This is a genomic window from Planococcus halocryophilus (genome assembly GCF_001687585.2).
GTDB lineage: Bacteria > Bacillota > Bacilli > Bacillales_A > Planococcaceae > Planococcus > Planococcus halocryophilus.
Genome location: NZ_CP016537.2, coordinates 2,060,877 through 2,084,385 on the forward strand (window position 1 = coordinate 2,060,877; position 23,509 = coordinate 2,084,385).

Genomic DNA, 23,509 nt, shown 5'->3' on the forward strand with positions numbered 1-23,509 from the left:
TGTTTGTTAATAATCGTTATAAAGTGATAATCGTTTCAATTCTCAATTGATAACCGGTGCTTTGCCCACAATACAGCGAACGCTGTTTTGGCATCATAAATTCGTTCTTCTACTACCATTCGCTCTGCTTCTTCTAACGTGACTTCCATTAGCTCAACAAACTCATCATCATCCAGTACTGCTCCATTTGTCGCTTTGCTCAAACCTTCTGCTACGAATAAATGAACCACTTCATCCGCAAATCCAGGTGAAGTCGCAAAAGTTTGAAGTTTTATTAATTTTTCTGCTGTATACCCTGTTTCTTCTTCTAATTCACGCATAGCAGTCGTTTCAGGAGCTTCTCCTGGTTCAAGCTTACCAGCTGGAATTTCTACTAGAGATCGCTCTAGCGCTTTACGGTACTGCTCTACAAGAATTATTTTATTGTCAGGTGTAATCGCAATAATCGCAACTGCCCCTGGGTGCTCAACCAATTCACGTTTTGACGTATGACCATTCGGTAACGAAACATCATCAACCTTAAGATTGATGACCTTACCTTCGTATAACCGATTGGAATGGATTGTTTTTTCTTCAAACTTTTTCATTAGAATCCTCTTTTCATTTGTGATTTCTCTGACAAAAAGTATACCATATTAGAAACGACAGACTAAATGAGGTGGAAAAAGATGAAGAAAAGACAATTAGGTACAAGTGAACTTGAAGTAAGTGAAATCGGCTTTGGCTGCATGTCTCTACCGACTGACGAAAAAGATGCATTGCGTATTGTTGACGAAGCAATTGCTCATGGTATTAATTATTTTGATACTGCAGATTTATACGACAAAGGAGAAAACGAAAAAGTTGTTGGCAAAGCATTAAAGCATCACCGTAACGATATTATCCTCGCCACTAAAGTAGGCAACCAGTGGCAAACCAACTCAGATGAAGTCCAGTGGAATCCAAGTAAGGACTATATTAAAAAACAAATTCACACAAGTTTAAAACGATTACAGACAGATTATATCGATTTGTATCAATTGCACGGTGGTATGATCACCGATAACTCTATAGAAACCATTGAAGCCTTTGAAGAATTAAAAAAAGAAGGTTTAATACGCGCTTATGGCATTTCATCAATCCGCCCAAATGTTATCGACCGCTTTTTAAGGGAAAGTGAAATTGCGTCTATTATGATGCAATACAGTTTACTAGACCGCCGCCCAGAAGAGTTGCTTGACATTATTCATCAATCCGGTCGATCTGTAGTGACTCGTGGGACATTAGCAAAAGGTCTGCTAACTGCTGAAGGTATGGAGCGAGCAAATAAAACCGGTGGATATTTAAATTACGAGTCAGATGAACTAAAGAACACATTGCAAAAGCTTATGAGCACTCACAACAATCTCCACGCCTTGTCACTGCATAGTGTCTTGCAGCACAAAGCAATTGGATCAGTGGTAACAGGTGCTAGCTCTCCAGAACAAATCAAATCAACCATTAAAGCTTATGAAACCACTGTGACCCAAGATCAAATAGAGCAAGCAAAAGCAATAACACGTCAAGATGTCTATAAAGAGCATAGAAACTAAACCTTTTGTCGACATATTTTAACGAAATTTATATTAGGCACGGAGCTCCGTTGGAGCTCCGTGCCTATTTGTGTGAGCTTAAAGAGCGAAGTGATAATCATCTGGAATTTCCAATTAAGATATATTTAAAAAACCCTTGAAACCCAGTAGTGACAATAGTCTATGTGAGTAAAATAAAAAAAGAACACTAAATATTCTAAAAATATGGAAAAATAAGTTGTTTTTTAAATTTTCTTTGTTATTATGAATAGATAGAATCACTATTAAGTGAAAAAATAAAAAAAGAAAGGAATTATATAGGTATTAATGCACTCATTAACGTAAGGAGAAAAGTTTTTACAGATTGGATGCAATACCCATTAAAGGAGGATGAAAAATGATAAAGAAGATTTTTACTACTGCTGCTGTATTAACTTTAGTATTAACAAATGCCAGTTTGGCACCATTAGCAGCTCCTACTTTTGAAGAACCAAGCAATGTAAAACCAGCTGACTATGCAACAGATGTCAGTTTGAATCCAACGTTAGAAGCGATCGTTAAAGATTCTACAGGAGCAGTTATTAACACTGTCGACTTTAAAAAAGGAGTCAAATATGACTTCGCTAGTAACAAAGACATGACGGGATTTGAAAATGATGATGCTGAGAACCCACTTTCTTCAGATGTTCCGACAAATTCTACTCCTTTAACAGCTCAAAAAATTGATGCAATTGCTCAAAATGATAACAAAACCGCAATTACTAAAAGTAGTAATGGTTTCCCATCTCAACGCTTCGTCGTTGACGTCTCTAAGGACATGGCTGCAGGAAATGCAATCGAGATTTACTGGGAAGGTAAAACGCTAGCAAATGGACTAGCAAACTTATCTGCATGGGACTACAAAGCCAATAGCTGGATTGCTTTGAGCCAAAAAGAAGGAAATTCAAAAGGTAACGAAATAGTCCTGTCAGCTGAAATCGATAAAGAAAGATTTGTTAAGGATGGAAAAGTCCAAGCAATGGTTCATGACTCAGGCACTGTAACGAATTCTAAAGATGAAGACTTTACGATGTTATGGTTTTCTGACACCCAATATTACGCGGAAGACTTTCCTGATGTTTGGACTTCTATGACTGACTGGATGATTAAAGAGTTTAAAAACAAAACATATGAATACGCGATGCACACTGGTGACGTAGTTAACCAAGTGGATAAACCAGATCAATGGGAAGTTGCCAACAAAAACTTCGACCGATTAGATGAAGCTAATATTCCCTATGGTGTTCTCGCTGGAAACCATGATGTTTCTATCGACACGCTTAACAACATTTACGATTATACAATTTTCGAAAGATATGTTGGGTTGTATCGCTTCCAAGACAAGCCTTGGTTCGGTGAATCTATGAATGATAAAAATCAAAACCATTATGATTTGTTCTCATTTGGAGACCATGATTTCATCTTCCTTTATCTCGGTTTCGGCACTAACGGTTCTGCTGAAACTGTCGCATGGGCAAATAAAGTGCTTAAACAATACGAAAATCGAAACGCTATTCTTGGTATGCACGAAAACATCAACTCTGCAGCCCAATATGTAACAGATGAAGCCAGAACTGTAAGCCGAGAAATTGTCAATCCGAACAAAAACGTCAAAATGGTGTTAAGTGGCCATCATCACGGTTCAAATTACCGAGTAAAAGATGTGACAAATGAAGACGGTTCTAAACGGGAAGTATTAGAAGTGCTAGGTAATTACCAAGGCAACACTGCTCCTGACCGCGGACAAGGTTATTTACGTTTGTTAACATTCGATCCAACTGACGAAACATTGGATTTCATTACGTACTCTCCTTATTTAAACGATTATGATTTCGACCAGTTTGACCCAGCGAAAGAAAGCTTTACTGCTAATTTTGATTTAGCTGATGTCGAAGCTAAACCAAATCCAAGACAAATCGAAACTGATTATTTAGCTGTCAATATTTACACGGATCAAGCGATTGGCCAAGTTAAAAATGTGAAATCAGGCGATAAAGCCTCTGTCCACTGGAAAGATCTTAGCGAAAAAACAAATTATCAATGGTATATAACTATGATTAATGCTGCTGGAGAAAATGAAAAATCCCCAGTTTACCAGTTTACTACAGGAGTAAAAGAACCTGAGCCTGAACCAGAACCTGAGCCAGAGCCAACTAAACCCACATTCTCAGACGTTACACCTGAAAAACCTAGCTGGGCTTATGAAGCAATTGAACGTATGGCCGGCAAAGGCATCATTGAAGGTTATCCAGACAAAACGTTCCAATGGAGAAATAGCATTGAAAGACAACACGTTTCACTAATGTTTACACGTGCTTTACCCGAACTGAAAAGCAAACCACCATACAAATTGTTTAGCGATGTACCTGTAGGTTATAAATATTTCGAACCGATTATGGCAACCCAACAAGCTGGAATTGTTGAAGGATACGACAACAAATTCCGCCCTGCCGGTATGCTTACACGCCAAGAAATGGCGAAAGTACTCGTAGTGGCATTTGATATCAATGCAAAAGGGTCTCACAAATTCCCAGACGTTGATCCAAACGGATGGTCCGATCCATATATTGATGCATTATACGCCGCAGGAATTACTGTCGGTTCGCCTGATGGGAAATTCAATCCAAAAGCGGATGTCACTAGAGCCGAGTTCGCTGTATTTATGGACAGAGCATTGACTTACACTAATAAGCAATAAAAAAGGGAGCCTGCAAATGCAGGCTCCTTTCTTATGCTTTATATTAATCATTCACATTAAAACTTATTTCCTTTATCCCCGTGACGCTCTAGCAATTCTGCGAACGACAAATTCTTCTCACGTTCCTTGCGCTCGAATAAGCGCTGTGATTCTTTTTCTTCTTCTAACTTTTGCTCTTCTTTAAGTAGTTCTTTTTTTGTTTCTTTCAACTTCGACAACATGTCTTCTGAAAATAAACCGTTAGTTTCTTCTTTTCTTTTAGCCACAGGTTTTCTCTCCTTAAGAACGTTTAATGACTGTTGCGATTCCTTGGCCGCCACCAATGCATAAAGTCGCAAGACCTGTTTTCGCATCACGTTTAATCATTTCGTGCAATAACGTAACAAAGATGCGTGTACCACTTGCACCAATCGGATGACCAATCGCAATCGCTCCACCATTAACATTTAAAATATCATGGTTAAATTCTAGTTCACGGTCAACTGAAATTGACTGAGCCGCAAATGCCTCGTTCGCTTCGATCAACTCAATATCACCTAGTGACATATTCGCTTTAGCCAACGCATTTTTCACTGCTTGTACAGGACCAATCCCCATAATAGCTGGATCCACTCCTGCTGTTCCACTTGATACGATTGTCGCAAGCGGTGTTAATCCCAGTTCCTCTGCTTTTGCTTTCGACATCACAACAACTGCTGCTGCGCCGTCGTTAATGCCCGATGAGTTCCCCGCCGTTACACTACCATCTTTTTTGAACGCTGGGCGCAACTTGGCTAATTTATCTTCGTTCGAGCTACTCTTCACGTACTCATCTGTTTTAAAGATGATCGGATCGCCTTTACGTTGCGGAATTTCCACCGGTACGATTTCATCATCAAAGCGACCTGATTCAATTGCAGCTGATGCACGTGCCTGTGAACGCGCTGCAAACTTATCTTGTTCTTCTCGTGTAATATCATATCGGCTACACAAATTTTCTGCTGTAACGCCCATGTGATAGTCATTGAACGCACATGTCAATCCATCAACAAGCATGCTGTCGACTATTTTTTGATCTCCCATGCGGAAACCGCTGCGCGCATTTTCCATTAAATAAGGCGCACGGCTCATGTTTTCCATACCGCCAGCTACTACAATTTCTGCATCCCCTGCATAAATTGCTTGATACGCTAATTGAATGGACTTTAATCCAGAGCCACACACTTTATTGATGGTCATTGCTGGGACAGTTTCCGGTAGACCTGCATTAATCGACGCTTGACGAGCCGGGTTTTGACCAAGTCCTGCTTGGAGTACATTTCCCATAATCACTTCTGATACCTGGTCTGGTTGAATGCTTGCACGCTTTAGTACCTCTTTAATAACGATTTCCCCTAATTTTGTAGCTGGGACATCTTTAAGAGACCCTTGAAATGAACCTACCGCTGTTCGGACAGCGCTTACAATAACGATTTCTTGTGACATGAATTTTCCCCCTTGAATGATTGTTTGCTAGTTGCTCTTTCATCCCACTCCTCTATACAATGGATAGTAGGGGGATACTATGTTCAGTTTACCAAAAAATGCAACGATTATCGAGGTTGGGCCACGAGATGGTCTTCAAAACGAAGGGAAACTTGTTCAAACAGAGGATAAACTTCAATTTATTAGCGCTTTACAAAAAGCAGGATTCCAAGAAATGGAGCTAACTTCATTTGTTTCTCCAAAATGGGTACCTCAAATGGCAGATTCTAAAGATATCGTTGCCGGCACAGAAAAGATGGGTCGCCAGTTTGTCTTAACGCCAAACGAGCGTGGCATTAATGCCGCTCTAGAATCCGGCGCACAATCACTTGCTGTTTTTGTAGGCGTTTCTAATACATTCAATCAAAAAAATATTAATAAAACGACACAAGAAAGTATGGCCGCCTTAAAGCCGCTTGTTCTTGATTTGAAAAAACAAAATGTTTTTGTTCGCGCTTGCATTTCTACGGCATTTTACTGTCCTTTTGAAGGCGCTATTTCGCCTGAAGCGACAATTGATCTTTGTCGTGAATTTGTCGATTGGGGTATCGACGAATTGAGTGTGGCAGACACCATTGGGATGGCTAGTCCAAAAGAAAGTTATGACTTATTTACAAAACTCATTAATGAATTTCCAGAAGTGCTGATGACCGCTCATTTTCACGATACACGAAGAATGGCTTTAGCTAATATCGTTTCAGCCTTGCAAGCAGGCGTTACCCGTTTTGATACCTCTGCAGGTGGTTTAGGCGGTTGTCCTTTTGCTCCGGGAGCAACAGGCAATGTGGCGACGGAAGATGTTGTTAATATGCTTCACCGGATGGATATCCAAACGGGCATTGATATAGACCTTCTTTGTACAGCTATCGAAAAAATAGAACCGTATGTGACAAATCCGGTTACAACCGGCATGTACACGTTATACAAAAATCGACTTTAAGGAGCTAACGCGATGAAGAAAGGATTAATCTGGACTTCAGCAATTGTTTCTAGTGTTTTAACAGCATCTGCAACTGTCGTAGGAATCATCGCCAGTAATCGGATTATGTATGTAAAGAAAAAAGATGATCAATTAATTTTGGAAAGAGAAATCACGGCGAAACGCTATGACGAAGTATGGTACGCAAACGTGCCAAAAAGCGAACAGTGGATTGAATCAGAAAACGGTTATCCGATTAAAGCTATTTTCTTAGAACCTCATGATACCAATCGTTACGTCATCATTTGTCATGGTGTGACCGAATCAAAGGTTAACTCCTTTCGGTTTGCTCGGATGTTCGAGCATTTAGGATTTAACTCGGTTGTTTATGATCACCGGAGACACGGCGATTCCGGTGGAAAAACAACCAGTTTTGGTCATTTTGAAAAATTGGATTTAAAAGCGGTTGTAAAAGCACTCCAGCTGCACGTTGGCCCCGATTTGTTTTTCGGTATACACGGTGAATCAATGGGCGCTGCGACCACTCTTTTATACGGCGGTATGGAAGATACCGCAGATTTCTATATTTCCGATTGTGCATATTCCGATATATCCGAACAAATTCTTCATGTCATGCGAACAACGACGCCCTTACGCACGACTTTAGCATTAAGACTCGCAAGTCTTTTTATGAAAATGCGTGATGGTTATTCAATCGCTACGGTATCACCACGAGAAACCGTAAAAAACATTAAGAATCCCGTACTTTTTATACACAGCATCAATGATGATTTTGTTTTACCTAAAATGAGTGAAGAACTATTTGCCTTAAAACAAGGCCCAAAAGAATTAAAGCTGTTTTCAGAAGGTGCACATGCACAGTCGTTCAATAAAAACCCAGAAGAATACGAAGAAACCGTCGCTGAATTTTTAATGAAATTCGGACTTTTAACACCTAAGCTGGAGGATATTCTTGTATCGCCTTTAAATACTTTGTCATCACATAAAATATAATTAAAACTGAGTAGTTGATGCTGTAGACAAAGCCCCTTTACACTGTGTGTCAAGGCATAAAACCGCGCTAGTCGCTTTGAGGATGACTCCCACAAGAAGCCAGGAAAACCACCTGTCTTCTTGCTTCGTCTACCCCGTAGACGCGCCATCGCGAATGCCTTTTAATAAGCATATCTAAGACTACGAAGATGTGTATATAAGGAAAGAGGAATTGGATCAAGTTCATCCCAATATCTCTTTTGTCTACAAGCTGAAGCACTCCACGGAGTGCTTTTTTTATGTTTTTTTGTTTCGGTTTAAAACTAACTTCATACCAGCCTGTCCCTCTATACCAATAAATAATTCAGTAATTGGTCCACTTTTAACAATTCCTGTAACATGAAGTTCGATTGTATCCAAATTGTAATCCGTCATATCTTGTACCAATTCTTGAATCTTATCTAAAGAAACTGGAAAAGCCTTTTTGATACTATCGTTTTCTAAATGAAATTTCCCAGCTTCTTTTTTATCTTCTTCAATAACAGGCAAATAAAACTTTAACTCTTCATTTTCTGCCATTTTGCATTCCTCCTTTAGTTTTAACGCGAACATGGGGACTTATTGCCACAATACCCGATATCGTTAAATCTAATTGCAAATTACGACAAAATAAAAAAAGCACTCCGGAGAGTACTTTTTATTTTTTAACTTTTTTTTCTGGTTTAGTTGATGCTTTATTCATTTGAGACATCATTTGATTGATTTTTTTCTGAGACGGTTTTTGTCCCATTTGCATCATCATGATTCGCAGCATTTCTTCATTGATTGGTGGGTTATCTTGCAAATATTTCATCATATATCGACGAGCGATATAGAATCCTAGTGCAACACCTGCGAGTAAAGCCACGATAACGATTACGATCCAGATCCATGTATCCATTCTTGTTACCTCCTTCGTGTTGCGTAAATAAGTAGTGCACCACAATGGATTATACTATAAAAAAAGTATTGTGACCATAAGTAGAAAAATAATAAAAAAATGGGAGCCATAACTGCTCCCATTCCTCATTTTACTGTTCGTTAATTAAGTTTTTCACTTTGTTTGCTACGTTTTCAACAGTAAATCCAAGCTCATCCATAATGCGTTCGCCTGGTGCACTTGCGCCAAAACGATCGATCGCTAGAATATCGCCTTCGTCACCTGTATAACGATCCCATCCGAATGAAGTACCTACTTCAATCGCTAGACGTTTTTTAACAGTTTTCGGAATAACAGATTGCTTGTATTCTTTGTCTTGTTTTTCGAAACGATCCCAAGACGGCATTGAAACAACAGATACGTTGATGCCTTCTTCAGCTAATTGCTTTTGTGCTGCAACAGCTAAACCAACTTCAGATCCAGTCGCTAATAACAATGCTTGTGGGTTTTCAACAGGTGATACCACATAAGCGCCTTTTTCAACGCCAGCTTCAGCTAATTCTCCGCTGTTTTCCAAGATCGGTAAATCTTGACGAGATAAAACTAAAAGAGTCGGTGTTGTTTTAGCTGTTAATGCTAAACGCCACGCTGCTTTTGTTTCGTTTGCATCTGCTGGGCGGACAACGCTCAAGTTTGGCATTGCACGAAGAGAAGCTAAATGTTCCACTGGCTCATGAGTTGGACCATCTTCCCCAACAGCTACACTGTCATGTGTGAATACGTATGTTACAGGAAGCCCCATTAAAGCAGCTAAACGAATTGCTGGGCGAACATAGTCACTGAAGACGAAGAACGTTCCACCAAAGACATGAAGTCCGCCGTGAAGTGCCATACCGTTTAATGCAGAACCCATCGCGAATTCACGAACACCAAACCAAATGTTACGGCCTTCAGGATGTTCAGCGTCAAAGTCGCCTCCACCCTTGATGTTAGTTTTGTTAGATCCAGCAAGGTCAGCACTACCGCCGAAGAATGAAGGAACTGTTTTAGCGATTGCATTGATCATATCTCCAGAAGAAGCACGCGTTGCTTGTTTTTTACCAGCTTCGTATGTTGGGAATTCCGCATCAAAGTTTTCTGGGAGTTCCCCACGAATAGCCATTTGCAATTGCCCAGCTAGTTCTGGGTGTGCTGATTCGTATTGAGCGTACAATTCGTTCCATTCAGATTCAGCTTTTGCTCCCAATTCTTGAGTAGCTTGTTCAAAAGTTTCATAAACTTCTTCTGGTACGTAGAAAGATTCTTCAAATGTCCACTCGTAATTTTCTTTTGTTAACTTCATTTCAGCTTCACCAAGTGGTGCTCCGTGTGAATCTGCTTTACCAGATTTGTTTGGAGAACCGTAACCAATTACTGTTTTAACTTCGATTAATGTTGGTTTGTCTGAAGACTTCTTCGCTTGTGCAATTTTTTCAGATAAATCATCCATTTCGTTGCCATCATCTACGCGCAAGTAGTTCCAGCCGTATGACTCAAAACGTTTTTGAACGTTTTCAGAAAAACTTTTGCCCAGCGGTCCATCCAATGAAATGTCATTGCTATCGTAAAGTACTACTAATTTATTTAATTTCAAATGACCTGCAAGAGAGATTGCTTCTCCCGCAACACCTTCCATCAAATCACCATCTCCGCATAAAGCGAATGTGTTGTGATCGACGATGTTCATGCCTTCTTTATTGTATGTAGCTGATAAGTGACGTTCAGCCATAGCCATACCAACTGCCATACCAATTCCTTGGCCAAGTGGTCCGGTTGTTGCTTCAACGCCTACAGTGTGACCAAATTCCGGGTGACCCGGTGTTTTTGAATCCCATTGACGGAAGTTTTTAATTTCATCCATTTCCAAGCCATAACCGCTCAAGTGAAGCAAGCTATATAAAAGCATGGAACCATGTCCTGCCGATAACACAAAACGGTCACGGTTAAACCAATCCGGATTTTTCGGGTTATGGTTCATGTGTTTCGTCCACAATGTATACGCCATTGGAGCTGCGCCCATTGGCAATCCTGGATGACCAGAATTTGCTTTTTCAATAGCATCGATGGAAAGCGTACGAATTGTTGTTACTGCAAGTTGATCTGCGTGGGTTGACATAGTAACATCCTCTCTCAAACAAAAATTTAATCCTATTATAGTTTAGTCAACTATAGGAAAGAATACAATGAAAAAGAGAATAAGTATTTAATTCAAATACTTATTCTCTCGAATATTTTTGACCTTTTCAGGTGTTACATCGTTTCCTTCAGGGTCAATTACTTTTACGTTTTCAATTGTACCGCGCATTGTCTTGCGGAAAGTTTGCAAATACTCTTGGCGCAAAGCAGATTGTTCTTTTGCCTCTTCTTTTGACAAACCTTCTGTTTTCGACTTACGTGACAATTGATTAATGCGGTTTAATTTGTCTGGTGATAACATACACATCCACCTTTCTTCTTTTCATATCGTACAAAAAAAGTCGGGTTTCTGCAATGGTTTAGTCTTCCATAAGTCTTTCGTATTCTTTGAACCGGCGATGCACTGTAGCTTTGCTTGCCTGATAGCCGAAGCCTTGAAGCGTTACAGCAATTTCACTAAACGTTAAGCCGTTGGTCTTTAAGCTCACAATTTGATCAATAGGTAAATCTAGGCGTTCCCGTCCATCAGGATTTCCTTTGCCTTTTAAATTCTTTTCTGGTTTGTAGCCATTGTCTACAGCGCGTTTCATGCCACGTTTTATTTTGGCATTATGTATTTTACGCTGATATTCTTCGACAATCGCTAGTATTTCTAGAACCATGTCGTCCATATCGTTTAATGCAATTGGTCCTTGATCTGATAATGTATAAACTTTCACATCGTACTTTTTCATCACATGTAAAAGTGCTATACGTGCGTGTCCTCTACCTAAGCGTGTTTCATCTTGTATAAACACTGCTTCTACTTTTTCAGTTTTAATGCTGTTGAGCATTTCCAATAATCCATCCCGGTCCATTTCGTACCCACTATGTTGATCAGTGAACACACCATCTACTTTATAAGATTGCTGAAATGCAAACTTCATCAATTCTTCTTCTTGTCTTTCTAGTGAAGATTCTTGCGTGTCTTTCGTTGTACTGACACGGCAATAAATAAATGCATTTTTCTTCATTCAGAATCACCTGCAAATGTTCTTGTTTCATCTGGTAAAAAATTTAGTTGTTCACTGGGTATCTTAAGAGATTGCCCTGCGATAATTTTTGCGGTAGAAAGATTATTTTCTTTCATAATTTCCTCAATCCATTCATGATGGGGAGTCGAACCGCTGAAAGATTCAGCTAATGTCCAGAGCGTATCCCCTTTTTCTATTTTTACTTGGCTTGTTTGTACACTATTTGTATTATGGGTCAAAATTACGTAAAAAGTAAATACCATAATTAAAGCAAAGAATAAGATTAGGTAAGAATTTTGTCGGATGATTGTCATCTAAATCGCCTCCTGAGAATAAGTGTTCGGAATGTATGTTCTCATAATAATGCGAACAGGTGTTTTTGTCAACGATAAAATTCGAACCTATGTTTGCATTTCATTACCCAAGTTGGTATACTATTGGTAGAAATCTAGTAGAACTACTCAAATGAGGTGAAACGGTTGAAAAAAGTATCTAAACGTCAAGAAGATATACTGACATTCATAAAAGAAGAAGTCCGCCTAAAAGGCTATCCACCTTCCGTTCGTGAAATTGGAGAAGCAGTTGGCCTAGCATCTAGTTCGACCGTTCACGGTCACTTGGCACGCCTTGAAAGCAAAGGCCTTATCCGCCGTGATCCTACAAAACCTAGAGCAATTGAAGTGATCAGCACCGAAGACGCATTAATTGATAAAAGCCCGGTATTGCATGTTCCGTTAATCGGTAAAGTAACAGCAGGTATGCCAATTACAGCCATTGAAAATGTTGAAGAGTATTTCCCGCTACCTCAAAGCTATGGTACGGAAGATGATCATATTTTCATGCTTGAAATCATGGGAGAAAGTATGATTGAAGCTGGAATTTTAAACGGAGATTATGTGATAGTAAAGCAACAACAAACAGCCAATAACGGCGATATTGTTGTGGCTATGACAGCAGAAGACGAAGCAACAGTTAAACGTTTTTTCCGTGAAGAAAACTATTTCCGCTTGCAGCCAGAAAACTCTTCAATGGACCCAATCATTGTTGATCAAGTTTCTATTTTAGGTAAAGTTGTTGGTGTTTATCGTCAAATTCATTAAAGAAAAGCATTAATCTAAATTTTTGATTAAACTGTAGACAAACTCGAGTCGTTTGAGTTTGTCTACAGTTTTTTGGTGTAACCAGGTTGCTCTAATCGCTTTAAGGATGGTTCTCTCCAGATCCTTGTGGCTAACCTATCCCACGTACACGTCTTCATGAAACATACATCGATTAATAAACAAAAGAAGCGTTGGATAAACTTATTCCAACGCTTCTTTTGTTTAAGCTATAAAATGAACTTCCGTCCATTATCCCTAATATTATTATTATGTAAACAAGATGTTTTATTGCTTACTACAACTAAATGCTAAAATGACTGGTATTCTTTTTCTTCGTTCATATTCTTCTATGTCTTGGAAATCTTGACGTCTCGGCATTCCTTCGCGAAGTCCGGTAATTGTAAATCCTACCTTCGTTAAAGAGGCAAAGTAGCTTTCAATCGTACGATGATGCTTAACTACTATTTTATCTATCCACGGCTCATGTCGTTCGCCTTCTTCAAAGTAGTCATCAACAATCCAATTCCCTCTTCTTTCACCTGTCTTTTTGCTTTCAAAAGAAGAAGTTGTTAAAGGATGTTGAACACTAAAGACAAACTTCCCATCCCCCTTTAAATTATCGTGAATTTTGCGGAATAATTCCTCCACATCTGTCAAATAGTGAATTGCCAAGCGGGAAGTAACAATATCTATGTCTTCTTGTGGGAAATCGTATGCTTCCATCGTGGACTTTGTGATCTTACCTTGAAAGCCATGTAAATTTTGAGACGCCAATTTGCTCATTTGTTCAGCCCCTTCTACCCCATGGTAGTAAAGAGCGCCTAGCTGCAATAACTCTTTTCCAAACTGTGCATCTCCACAACCCAAATCTAATATACGTTGACCTTGAATATTACCTAATAAATCATACATCACGGGTTTTTCAATACTATTATTCGGGCTATCCACTCGATTTCTTCTTTGTAAATAATTCGATAAAAAATCCGTTTCTTCATAAGCACTTGAACCTTTAAATTCCAATACGATTCCCCCCTCATTGTTTGAATTCTTATTACTTTTTGGCGCAAAAAAAGATGCTGCTTGAGCAACACCTTTTGGGCAGCTCACAATAGAAAAACTCTTCTACAACTCGCTGACTCTTATATAATTAACTAAGTTAATTGTAATACGGAAAATATTCCCTGTTTCTTTGTCTGAAACTTCGTAAGTACCATTCGACGGAATTTGACTCAATGCCGATTCTTTATCCGCAGCTTGAACATGATGAATGAATGTGTTTTCTTTATCAAAATTAAATTCTACTCGAAACATCTTCATGTTATGGCCTCCTCTAATCTAATAACGTTACATCTTTTCTTTCTGAATCAGTCTAACATAGTTAAGATTCTATTGCTGTTTGGAGAATTCTTTAAGGATAATGAGTTTCAGCGCCAACAGCTCTTCTTCATTCAAATCTTCTTCTAATTTTTTGATAACTTCCTCGGGAGACATTGTTCCATCTCCCACTTCGGACTTCATTTTAATCAAATTTTTTATCCCTACTTTTTCAACCAATGTTTGAGCGGCATCTTCTGGCGTTTCAAAGGGCAAGTTCTTATTAGTAGTATGCGCTTGCTCTTGTTGCTCTGATACTTGAACTGCTTCTATGTAGTTAATCGTTTGTGGATCATTCTCTACATACTCCACTACTTTTTCCATTTGACCACTGTCTTTTAATTTTTCAGTTGTCTCTAAAACAAAACGTTCTGCCGACAAATCAGGTCCGATGACATATACGCCAATACCGGCAAATGAAAAGAATATCAAAAAAATGATGATTATCTTTAAAAAGCGCATCGTCAATCTCCCCTTTTTTTTTATTATTATAACAGGAAATATGCCAAAGTGTATAAAGTTTCCAAAAAAGCCTCAAATCCCATTAAAAAGGAATTCGAGGCTCTCTGTCATTACGTATACTCGTTTGATTGTTGTTTCCGCTGCTCAGCAATCCACCAATCAATATGTTCTAAATTAAATATAATGATATCTTGGTAAGCTTTGCGATGCGGTATCTTTCTTTTTAACATCAAATCTGTAATCTCTTCAGCAGTCATTGGGTAACCTACTGACTCCAAATAACTTACTAACTTTGAAAGCCCTTGAATCTTCCTCAATTTAATCCCCTCCCACAAAATCCTCCTTTTGTACAAACAAAGGAAAATTCAGTACGAGTTATTAAATTTGTAGGCTACTCTATAGTATAACCATAAAACAAGGACTTTAAACCTTTCTAATATATTCTAATACAAAAATGGATAACAAATAAATAGATTGTTATCGTAAAAAGACATTTTTTTATCATTTATATATATTTCTATAGTGAACTTTAAAATTTTTGAGTATCAAAAAAATAATGGCCAAATTTATTGACGTATCTCTTTTTTGGGTAATCGCCAACGCATATTTTCTTCAATGAAAAAATAAACGAATAAGCTAATCACTGGGAGGTAAGTAGCCACAGGGAACCAAGCAAGTCCAAATGCCACATAAAAAAAGACTGAAACATAAAACGGTAAAGAAAAGTGCTCAATTAAGAAATGGATAAATAGTGAGATCTGTAAAACATAAAGAAAATACCAAAAAAATGTGAATACAAAAAGAGCATAACCCACAGAAAGGGAATCATCCGAAAAAAACTTGCAATGGAAACAGATTCTGCTAAAAAAAGGCCATGAAATAAAAGAAAGCAATAACAGCCAATGGACTGTATAAAGCTATTTTTGCTTGTTTACTAATAGATTCTTTTGTAAGAAGAGAATTAATAAACAAAAAAGCAATCAACATCCCGATAAAGAAAAGAACTAGTTTTGCAAAAAGCGAAACTTCACACACTATAACTATTGATAAAAACACTAAAATTGTCCCTACCTGAATTCAACACTGGATATGCCATTCATATTTCTCCTTATAACTGGTTATTTTTTTTGAAAAAATGCATATTTTACTATCTTTGCCACATAACTTATACGATATATATTTGCACTCGGAACTTATTATCGCAGCTCTTTATTGTCTATTGAAAGCCAATTGCGATACTTTTCGCTTTCCCATAACCTTTTTCATTTTTCTAGGAATGGTTATTGCTGCTAATATCCTTCTTTTCCAAAGAGGCATACAAGTATAGTTACACAGGTGGTCTTCCCATAAAACAAAAAAAACCGTTGGAGCTATAAGCTCCAACGGTTTTCCTATTAATACATTTTCAAGTATTGCTCGCGTTCCCATGGGTGTACAGATGTGCGGATTATATACCTGGTGTTTTTATGTGTATTTGCGTGTGACGAAGTGTTGATAAATCAATGTTCCTATAAATCTATTCTGTTTATTTGTGTTTATTTGTAGTTGGACAGTTGGGCAAAAGTTGGGCAAGTTATAAAATGCTTATTGGGCAAAAAAATATACGACTAAACGAGTTCCTACTATATATAGTAGTCGAACCTATACTCCATAAATTTGTGTAATCTTTTTATGACGTGTGCAAGTACTTAATCAGGATAAAGGTAGCTGATTCGAGCCCAGTAGGAATCATTTTTTATAACACTCCTTGAAATCTTGGTACAACAGCCTTTTATTATGTTCTTTTTGAGTAGTATGCCTAAAGTGTGTCCAAATGTATTTTAAGTTACTAAATTTTTTGATTTGATTACATGTTTTAAGCCTTGGTGGAATAATCTCTTCAGTTTATGCACGTTCATTCAGCAGTCGAGCAATGGGCTCGTTTTCTTATTTTTTAGAGTGCTATTAAATATTTTCTTCTTTAATTTTAAATCCCATAAATTTATGAGATTCTATTCCTATGACAGGCGCACACCCAATTTCCGGAATTTCCTTTATAAGATCCGGAATGTGATTTATTCTTATTACCTCAATAGAGGGTGAGAGAAGATTAACAAGAATTAAATAATCAATTTTTTCTTTGTATGTATATATCCAATCTAATAGATGCTCATCAACGCTTATTCTATATGTATCAAAAACTTCTGTAGGCTCATTTCTCCTAGAAACCGCAGTTTGCAAAATAATATCTGTATACTCAATTAGGAAAATCCTATGTGTAAATTCGGAAGTATTTTTATCGTAACTTTCTATATGCTTAATCCAACTTTTTTTTATTGAGTTTACAATATTTAAATGTGTGTGTTTTTCAAAATTGCGACCAAACGAATGACTTACCAGTATCTCTTCTTCACTACTATCGAGATGTTTCAAGAAATTAGTTTCACTCTTTTTTTTGAAAACATATGATTCCCTTGTCTGTTTTGCACCTTTTTTATCCACTAATGAGGAAGTGACTGCAAAGTGTTCTATGAAGCCGCTGCCGAAAACAAAATCGGGAAAATTATTATTATTAGAATTAGGCTCAGAATTATTTAACCATTTTTTCAATTCAGTGAAATGTTCTTTAGATAATCCAAAACAATCTTTTTCCTTCATCTCATTTTTCACAAAATCTAAGCACCTTTGTTCAGTATCATTCTGAGACTCTCGATTTTTACTCATCATATACATCCTCTCTAAAGCTTACAAGTTGCTAAAAGAGTTTCTCACAATGATTAATAACGTACGTTTATAACAAGTCTGTTATTTAATAATTGATTCTAGCATAGACTATTATACTACTTAAACTAGGTAGTTAAACTATTCTTAAAATTCCAATTAGAAGTGTTCGACTTTCTCCTACAGACCGTATTTTACGTTCTTATATGCTACCCATTTATGAGCAAATATCACATACCACGACTGACTTTCGACCACTTTATCTCAAGAAGTAAAAAACGAGTTTCTTCTATAAGTAATGTATCAGTTTGTATAATTATCGTGGTCATTGAGTGGTCAACAGCTTTGACCACTTTTTTTAAGATTGTTTAATTAGAAAATGAATACCAAAGCGCGTATCAATTCTCTCTACTTATTTTAAATATCTCTTCTTTTTATTTTTCATTGTTCGCTGCCATCATTGCTTCTTTATGAAAATTAAACATTTCTTCCAAGGCTATTGTATAAAAATCAATAGGTACTCCCAGAGCTCCTAATACTCCTTCGAACAAAGGAGGCTTAGTCTTAATATGTCTTTCAACTGCTTGTTGAATGTTCACAAAAAACTCAAAGGTCCCACGTGGATTATCTATGAAGAAATATATAATTCCAATAAGAAAGGCTGCAAAGTCATTCCTTCCATTACCTCTATTATGATCCAACTTAGTTAACCCAAAGATAGTATGTAACTCCTCTAAATATGGAAGTTCGATATTAGTGTAATGATTGTACATTCTTCCACCATGGGCTGCCCAGTTCCGGAATTTATTAAACAATTCCATAACTTTAAAGAAGAACTCTTTGTCTTGCTCTGTCGGATTCTTTCCAATAATATTTTTAATGACTTCTGTTTTCACACTATCTTTTGATAACTTATACATAATAACTAACTCGCCGAAAGTCAAATCCTTTACTAAAATCCAAGGCGGAATATTATTATAGGTTTCCTTATAATAGAGCAACGGTTGTATTTCCGGATTACCAACTTTCCTATTAATTCGCTTAAATAAGTTCTCACGTTCAGTTCTTCCGTTTGTTTGCTTTCTTCCCCATTTATAATTTTTTATATCGAGATAATCTTCCTGCTTCTCACCGTAGACCAACGCCATACTGTAAGCCATACTCGAATAAAAAGCACACTCGATATCTAAAGTCATTTCTAAAATACTTTGACGTAATTTTCGGTCGAATTCATATAATTCTCGTATGTCTTCAAAAGAAGTCCCTCTTATAAACTGGTCTTCATCTGTTTTTTTTTCTTTTGGCATAAGAAACATATCTTTGTAACCGTTTATCAAATCATAATAGCTAGTTCGGAGAAGCTGTTTTTCGGCTTTTCTTAAATCGCTTACTACCAATCCTCGCGAAATCAGCTTTTCAACTTGCAAGTTTACAGGGATAAAAGGCTTGTCTCCATTAAAATCATCCATAACTTCAACTCGTTTCAGCATGTTTGTGTAGCTTCTATCATACTCTATAATGAAAAAAAATGGCAGAAAAAAACCTCTAACAGAGTTAGAGGTTTTTCCTAGCCAAATTCGATGGCCTACTTGGTTTGTTAACCTTATAATAAACTCTTCAACTTGAAGAGTCAACAAATTTGTGTGTCATTTTGTATCATCTTGTAACAATGTTAATAATGAAACAGTAATTAACGCTAAAATGAAACCAGAAAATGAATGGTTTTAAAAACCGAAAATATCATTAAGTTGACTTCAAAAATGAGCCTATTAATCAATCATTTGAAGAGCTGTCAATTCATTCATTGACAACCGGTGCATTCCCGCAGGATCTTCATAGACAATTAAATTTCGATGTGCATTTAGTTCTTGAATAATCCCGATGTGATAATGAAACTTTTTGTCCTTCCACGACTCCATTTTCACCTGACATTTTCGCTGTGCAGCCAAGATCAATTCTTTCTGTAGCAGTTGCAGGTCATATTCATCCAATTCCGGTTTTGCATCATACTTATCCTCATCGTACCAAGCACGTATTAAATCCACATGCTCGGTCAGCATCATTCCCTGCCACTTTATCAACCCACGGTCCTTAATGCCCCCTATTTGTTTCAAGTGTTTATTTACTCTCACTCTGACCAACTCCTCACTAATATAAGAACATATGTTCTTATATTACCATGGAATTTGAGTGTGCAATCCTGTTTGGCCAAATAAAAAATCCTGCTAACCATTTTCAGATCAACAGGATTAATATTATTTCTTCAATTCATTTAATACAGCTTCGTAAACTCTAGCTGCAATGACGCCACTCTCTTCTCTTGAAGTGTTTTCTGTCGGTTTAGTTCCATCTGTGAAGCCAAGTTTTTTTGCGAGGGTTGATTGACGATCATACTCAACTTTCCATGCTGGTGTCGGTTTGTCCACTTTATGTCCCTCCTTTGGCTTTGTAACTGGATTGGGTTTTGGTGCAGCTGGTTTCACAACCGGTTTCGTAGCAACGACTAGTTTGCTATCGTCGAACTTAATGCCGTACCAATCGCAAGCCACCTTCGCTGCCACTTTACCGCAACGCATGCGGTAATCGGATGTCAACATTAATTTCCGTGCTGCATGGTTCGTGAAGAACTCCCATTCGATCAATACAAAAGGTGCTACCGTTTCACGTACCAAATAGAAGTCGGTCCAAGTGCCAGGGACGCATGGAAATAAGCCCGTTCCCCAAATCGGATAGCCTGGGAATTCTTTTTTGTATTCAGCCAGTACCATTTGAGCCAGCTTCTTCCCATTTGCTGAAGTATGCCAATAAAAAACACCAAAGCCCCGTACAGAAGAGGCTCCGGCGTTTCCGTGATGCGACATCCCAATTGAGTTTTTATCTGAACGGTACTGCGCATTATAATTAGCGATGCGACTAGCAAGTAAAACGTCTGCCCGGTTAGAAGGTTGAGCACCATAAGTTGTCAACTTCCCTTTCAACAAGCGTTCCACTTCATCACCGACTGCTGCATTAAACGAGTGCTCGGCCATCGCCGGGACACCTCCAGCTGCCGCAATTCCTTTGGATGGTGGATAGGTATTTGAACCGTGCCCTTTGTCATTCAATAATTTTGCCATTTAAAAATTCCCCCTCTTTCGGTTGTCCTTCACGCTGCTTCACGCATTCGAAAAGGCCAGTAGCTGCAAGACCTGCCAAACCACCTGCCCATAATCGATTGACGTAATCTAAATCGGTGAATGGTTGTGCTGCAAAGCCAATTAATAGACCGACCAGTAAAGCCAGTACTGGGATAAAGTTGATGGGCATGTTCATTGCCTTTTTAATCATTTCCACTAATGCTGTGATGATTGGCGTAAGAATCCCTGCAAATATTAATACTGCTGCCATTCTTATTCCTCCTTTTTATTGTCTTGCACAATTTTTTCTTGCTGAACTTGCTGAATCTCTTTAATCAATACAGCTTTATCAATCGTTTCAAGCATGGGATCACGAAGTAATTTCTGTTCTTTGCCCCCTGGATCCTTATTTAATTTATCCAATGCATTGTATAGAATCGGTGGAATTGGCAAACCCATCTGTGCACAATTTTCTAAAATGGAAAGACCCTCATTTACAATAAAAAAACTAGCAACTCCCATAATGATGATGCCGTTTGTATCTTGACCCATATGAATAAAAAAGTATTCGATGCCGGCTGTCATAGCCAATACAACGAATACTGCGAATTTCTTTATGAGCCCAGCCATGCCAAGTGTGCTATTTAATGATTTGGTCATCCAAGCGCGAAGTAGCCCAGTGATCATATCGAGAAACATAAAAAATAATAATACGACGGTTGCCTCATTGATCAAGCCCGCCAAATATACCGCAAAACTTGTCAATGCTGCCAAGAAACTCTTCACCCCCGCAACCTCCCATCTGTGCATATCCCTCATCCTCCCTCATATCTCAAACCCCCTTTTAAGCTTTTCTCTGTATAAAAAAAAGAGTGCCAGTAGGGCACTCCTCATCGCTTACTTTCTGTTCCATAACCAAATCGTAATACACCCGATAAGGTACAAATATATCTCCTGCATAGCCTCACCCCATTTCATTTGAATGTTTTATCCTACAGCTGGCAGGAGCGAAACATTCAAATGAAATGGTCTTAGCTAAACAAACTAAAAAAAGCTTGTAATTTCTCATGAAGGGGTTAACGTAAGGTATCCCAAACCAAAGGAATGATAAGCATGTTTTTCTGTATTAACTGCTCACCGGTTTTATATGACGTTTCACAACGTGATGATTACTCGTTTCACTACTACCTGTGTCCAAAATGCAAGGTGAACTCAAAGTCGGAAATCTTCTACCAAGGCAAGTTTTTATATCGTTCGCCGAAAGATTCCCGATGGATGACAAAACCGAACAAGTGCTAAAAAGAGAGGCGCCCGCATCAGTGGGCGCCTTTTCCAATTCACTTCCCGCACCGCTTGTTCCTTATACATAGCAGGTTTCCCCTCGATGCTACTTGATTTATTTCTAATTTGAGCAAAACAAAAAGAGCGCCCGGGTGGCCACTCTTTGATTAATATATTCTATTAAGAAACACTTCTCATCATAGTATTTTTAATAATTGGTTCTGTGAGTCAATCGTAAAGCCACACTTAGTATAGAAATTGATTTGTCGCTTTCTCTCTTCCTCATCAAATGAAACCATATTGCCAGTGACTTTTTTTATGCCCCTTTGTTTAGCTATTTCTAAAGCTTGGTTCATCAATAAAGTCCCGTAACCTCTTCGGAATGGTTTAGTTAATTTTGGAGAATAGCTGGGTTTATACAAAACCTTAATATCTCCAATTACCATTTGATCATTAACGAAACTCCCTAACAAAGTGGACCTATAAAATTTAGTTGTATCGGTATATAACAATTGAATAGTAAGGCTATTTTCATCTGATTCCGCTATCCCTAACAGTACAGGTTCACCATGTTCTGTCATAGCAATCTCATAAAAATCACTTTTGCTACTATAAATTTGCAACTTCATCATTTTTATCTTATTTAGCAGTTTTGTACAAAGATTATTCTGCCTCATACTAATCTCTCTCTGGATTTACACAGCTTATCCCAGACATCCTTTCGCTTTTCTTTCAAGTATTCATCTTCCTCTTCTTGGCTTCTGAAGCGCATAAAAAACTTTAGCGCCTCATCCAGTTCATCTGGCACCCCTTTTTGAAAATTGAACACCAGACGGACTACCATGACGCCCTCTGATCTGTAGTGAACAATCGCTCGTCTTTTTGGCCAATCAAGATACGTCATGCCTTCTTTAAAATTAAGATTCATCTCTATTTCCCCTTTCCCCAATATCGTTATTCGACAAGGAGAATGAGAAATCCTTTTAAGAAGGCATTGGTGTTAATAGTTCCGTTAATTCCACACGAACCATTTCAGTCATTGCTTCGGTTGATCCACTATTCGTAAAAAAATCGGCTTGTGTAACGACCACATGGCCATTAATATTGATTTGGCCACCCATAGTATTGAAATGAATCTGTACCATCGGTTCCTCCTCCTGTTCCGTAAAACGAATGTTACTGACTGCGATTTTTAACTTCTCCATCATTTATCATCCTCTCCTTCTATAGTCTTTGGCTCGACAACCTGTTCAAATGCAGTATATAAATGCTCGTAAGCAATAGCTTGTTTTCCAGCCAGCTCGCCTTCATAGTCATCAATTGCATTTTTCAAAGACAGCAACATCACGAGCGAATCGCCATCATCAATTACATAATGCTCTTTAAAATACTCTTCCTGCTGCTGCTTGAAGGCAGCCACATCTTCAATGTCAAATTCACCATTTTCTTTGCGCTTAGGTTCCTCTTTCCCATTTACCATAGCGGTTCCGGTATGTTCTTTAATGATGGCCATCTCTTCTTCGGCGACTTGGTTTAGACGCTCCTGCAACAAGTTCTGGAACCGCGTACGATGAATCGATTTGAGCCCTTTCAAAGGCATTTCCGACAACAGATTTATGATATTAGCTAACTGAGAATATTGGATTTTGACTTGCATCTTATTTCCT

The 23,509-nt window shown here is 38.0% G+C and carries 28 protein-coding genes; 5 read left to right on the forward strand and 23 right to left on the reverse strand.

The features are described 5' to 3' along the window. Positions 1-35 precede the first annotated feature (35 nt). Positions 36-587 (reverse strand): NUDIX domain-containing protein, encoded by a 552-nt coding sequence (locus BBI08_RS10390; protein WP_008497824.1) that lies wholly within the window; start codon positions 585-587, stop codon positions 36-38. Between the two features lie 81 nt (positions 588-668). On the opposite strand from BBI08_RS10390, the gene BBI08_RS10395 reads away from it, so the two are divergent. Both BBI08_RS10395 and BBI08_RS10400 read left to right on the forward strand, forming a co-directional pair. Beyond that, entirely contained in the window at positions 669-1,571 is a 903-nt protein-coding gene (locus BBI08_RS10395; RefSeq protein WP_065528065.1) for an aldo/keto reductase, read from the forward strand. A 376-nt stretch (positions 1,572-1,947) separates the two neighbouring features. Then, positions 1,948-4,287, forward strand: a complete 2,340-nt coding sequence (locus BBI08_RS10400) for an S-layer homology domain-containing protein (protein ID WP_008497826.1) — start codon at positions 1,948-1,950, stop codon at positions 4,285-4,287. A gap of 56 nt (positions 4,288-4,343) precedes the next feature. On the opposite strand, the gene BBI08_RS10405 is transcribed toward BBI08_RS10400, so the two are convergent. Together BBI08_RS10405 and BBI08_RS10410 are read right to left on the reverse strand one after the other, a co-directional pair. Beyond that, complete coding sequence (locus BBI08_RS10405) at positions 4,344-4,553, reverse strand: DUF3886 domain-containing protein (protein WP_083383310.1); 210 nt, start codon at positions 4,551-4,553, stop codon at positions 4,344-4,346. Positions 4,554-4,566: 13 nt separating this feature from the next. Continuing rightward, positions 4,567-5,751 (reverse strand): acetyl-CoA C-acetyltransferase, encoded by a 1,185-nt coding sequence (locus tag BBI08_RS10410; protein WP_008497827.1) that lies wholly within the window; start codon positions 5,749-5,751, stop codon positions 4,567-4,569. Positions 5,752-5,830: 79 nt separating this feature from the next. Between BBI08_RS10410 and BBI08_RS10415 the strand changes: the two genes are divergently transcribed. Continuing rightward, positions 5,831-6,730, forward strand: coding sequence for a hydroxymethylglutaryl-CoA lyase (locus tag BBI08_RS10415; RefSeq protein ID WP_065528067.1), 900 nt, complete (start codon positions 5,831-5,833; stop codon positions 6,728-6,730). A gap of 12 nt (positions 6,731-6,742) precedes the next feature. After that, positions 6,743-7,723 carry an alpha/beta hydrolase gene (locus BBI08_RS10420; protein WP_065528068.1) on the forward strand — a complete coding sequence of 327 codons (981 nt, stop codon included), beginning with the start codon at positions 6,743-6,745 and terminating at the stop codon, positions 7,721-7,723. 276 nt (positions 7,724-7,999) lie between these two features. Here the strand turns inward: BBI08_RS10420 and BBI08_RS10425 are convergent, their stop codons facing one another. From BBI08_RS10425 to yneA, 6 genes are all read right to left on the reverse strand, one after another. Beyond that, the gene (locus BBI08_RS10425; protein ID WP_065528069.1) at positions 8,000-8,281 is read right to left on the reverse strand and encodes a hypothetical protein; all 282 of its coding nucleotides are present in this window, start codon (positions 8,279-8,281) and stop codon (positions 8,000-8,002) included. A 118-nt stretch (positions 8,282-8,399) separates the two neighbouring features. Then, the gene (locus BBI08_RS10430) at positions 8,400-8,642 is read right to left on the reverse strand and encodes a YneF family protein (protein ID WP_065528070.1); all 243 of its coding nucleotides are present in this window, start codon (positions 8,640-8,642) and stop codon (positions 8,400-8,402) included. A 130-nt stretch (positions 8,643-8,772) separates the two neighbouring features. Further along, the gene (gene tkt / locus BBI08_RS10435; RefSeq protein ID WP_008497830.1) at positions 8,773-10,776 is read right to left on the reverse strand and encodes a transketolase; all 2,004 of its coding nucleotides are present in this window, start codon (positions 10,774-10,776) and stop codon (positions 8,773-8,775) included. Positions 10,777-10,863: 87 nt separating this feature from the next. Next, the gene (locus BBI08_RS10440; protein WP_008430945.1) at positions 10,864-11,097 is read right to left on the reverse strand and encodes a DUF896 domain-containing protein; all 234 of its coding nucleotides are present in this window, start codon (positions 11,095-11,097) and stop codon (positions 10,864-10,866) included. Positions 11,098-11,155: 58 nt separating this feature from the next. Beyond that, positions 11,156-11,809: a YneB family resolvase-like protein gene (locus BBI08_RS10445; RefSeq protein ID WP_008497831.1), complete on the reverse strand. Its 654-nt coding sequence runs from the start codon at positions 11,807-11,809 to the stop codon at positions 11,156-11,158. Next, a complete protein-coding gene (gene yneA, locus BBI08_RS10450) occupies positions 11,806-12,123 on the reverse strand; it encodes a cell division suppressor protein YneA (RefSeq protein ID WP_008497832.1) in 318 nt (105 codons plus the stop codon). The genes BBI08_RS10445 and yneA overlap by 4 nt, the downstream gene beginning before the upstream one ends. Positions 12,124-12,288: 165 nt before the next feature. Between yneA and lexA the strand changes: the two genes are divergently transcribed. Further along, on the forward strand, positions 12,289-12,909 hold the full coding sequence (lexA, locus tag BBI08_RS10455; protein ID WP_008497833.1) for a transcriptional repressor LexA: 621 nt from the start codon (positions 12,289-12,291) through the stop codon (positions 12,907-12,909). A gap of 285 nt (positions 12,910-13,194) precedes the next feature. Here lexA and BBI08_RS10460 read toward each other — a convergent pair whose 3' ends face one another. The 14 genes from BBI08_RS10460 to BBI08_RS10530 all read right to left on the reverse strand — a co-directional run bounded on the left by BBI08_RS10460 (position 13,195) and on the right by BBI08_RS10530 (position 23,499). After that, positions 13,195-13,929 (reverse strand): class I SAM-dependent methyltransferase, encoded by a 735-nt coding sequence (locus tag BBI08_RS10460; protein ID WP_008497834.1) that lies wholly within the window; start codon positions 13,927-13,929, stop codon positions 13,195-13,197. 102 nt (positions 13,930-14,031) lie between these two features. After that, entirely contained in the window at positions 14,032-14,226 is a 195-nt protein-coding gene (locus BBI08_RS10465; RefSeq protein WP_008497835.1) for a hypothetical protein, read from the reverse strand. A 69-nt stretch (positions 14,227-14,295) separates the two neighbouring features. Next, the gene (locus tag BBI08_RS10470) at positions 14,296-14,745 is read right to left on the reverse strand and encodes a hypothetical protein (RefSeq protein WP_008497836.1); all 450 of its coding nucleotides are present in this window, start codon (positions 14,743-14,745) and stop codon (positions 14,296-14,298) included. A 110-nt stretch (positions 14,746-14,855) separates the two neighbouring features. Then, positions 14,856-15,062 carry a hypothetical protein gene (locus BBI08_RS10475; RefSeq protein ID WP_040850935.1) on the reverse strand — a complete coding sequence of 69 codons (207 nt, stop codon included), beginning with the start codon at positions 15,060-15,062 and terminating at the stop codon, positions 14,856-14,858. 1,627 nt (positions 15,063-16,689) lie between these two features. Further along, entirely contained in the window at positions 16,690-17,451 is a 762-nt protein-coding gene (locus BBI08_RS10485; protein WP_040850873.1) for a hypothetical protein, read from the reverse strand. A 428-nt stretch (positions 17,452-17,879) separates the two neighbouring features. Further along, positions 17,880-18,914 (reverse strand): Abi family protein, encoded by a 1,035-nt coding sequence (locus BBI08_RS10490; protein ID WP_169819301.1) that lies wholly within the window; start codon positions 18,912-18,914, stop codon positions 17,880-17,882. A gap of 300 nt (positions 18,915-19,214) precedes the next feature. Next, on the reverse strand, positions 19,215-19,577 hold the full coding sequence (locus tag BBI08_RS10495) for a YolD-like family protein (RefSeq protein ID WP_051041695.1): 363 nt from the start codon (positions 19,575-19,577) through the stop codon (positions 19,215-19,217). A 123-nt stretch (positions 19,578-19,700) separates the two neighbouring features. Continuing rightward, positions 19,701-20,561 carry an N-acetylmuramoyl-L-alanine amidase gene (locus BBI08_RS10500; RefSeq protein ID WP_065528073.1) on the reverse strand — a complete coding sequence of 287 codons (861 nt, stop codon included), beginning with the start codon at positions 20,559-20,561 and terminating at the stop codon, positions 19,701-19,703. Beyond that, positions 20,542-20,832, reverse strand: a complete 291-nt coding sequence (locus BBI08_RS10505) for a holin (protein WP_008497845.1) — start codon at positions 20,830-20,832, stop codon at positions 20,542-20,544. The genes BBI08_RS10500 and BBI08_RS10505 overlap by 20 nt, the downstream gene beginning before the upstream one ends. A gap of 2 nt (positions 20,833-20,834) precedes the next feature. Continuing rightward, entirely contained in the window at positions 20,835-21,371 is a 537-nt protein-coding gene (locus tag BBI08_RS10510) for a phage holin family protein (protein ID WP_169819302.1), read from the reverse strand. Positions 21,372-22,039: 668 nt separating this feature from the next. Next, positions 22,040-22,474: a GNAT family N-acetyltransferase gene (locus BBI08_RS10515; protein WP_205847833.1), complete on the reverse strand. Its 435-nt coding sequence runs from the start codon at positions 22,472-22,474 to the stop codon at positions 22,040-22,042. A 41-nt stretch (positions 22,475-22,515) separates the two neighbouring features. Then, positions 22,516-22,770, reverse strand: a complete 255-nt coding sequence (locus BBI08_RS10520; RefSeq protein WP_040850876.1) for a hypothetical protein — start codon at positions 22,768-22,770, stop codon at positions 22,516-22,518. 55 nt (positions 22,771-22,825) lie between these two features. Then, positions 22,826-23,050, reverse strand: a complete 225-nt coding sequence (locus tag BBI08_RS10525; RefSeq protein ID WP_008497850.1) for a hypothetical protein — start codon at positions 23,048-23,050, stop codon at positions 22,826-22,828. Next, the gene (locus BBI08_RS10530) at positions 23,047-23,499 is read right to left on the reverse strand and encodes a hypothetical protein (RefSeq protein ID WP_008497851.1); all 453 of its coding nucleotides are present in this window, start codon (positions 23,497-23,499) and stop codon (positions 23,047-23,049) included. Before BBI08_RS10530 ends, BBI08_RS10525 begins: the two co-directional genes overlap by 4 nt. Positions 23,500-23,509: the final 10 nt, after the last annotated feature.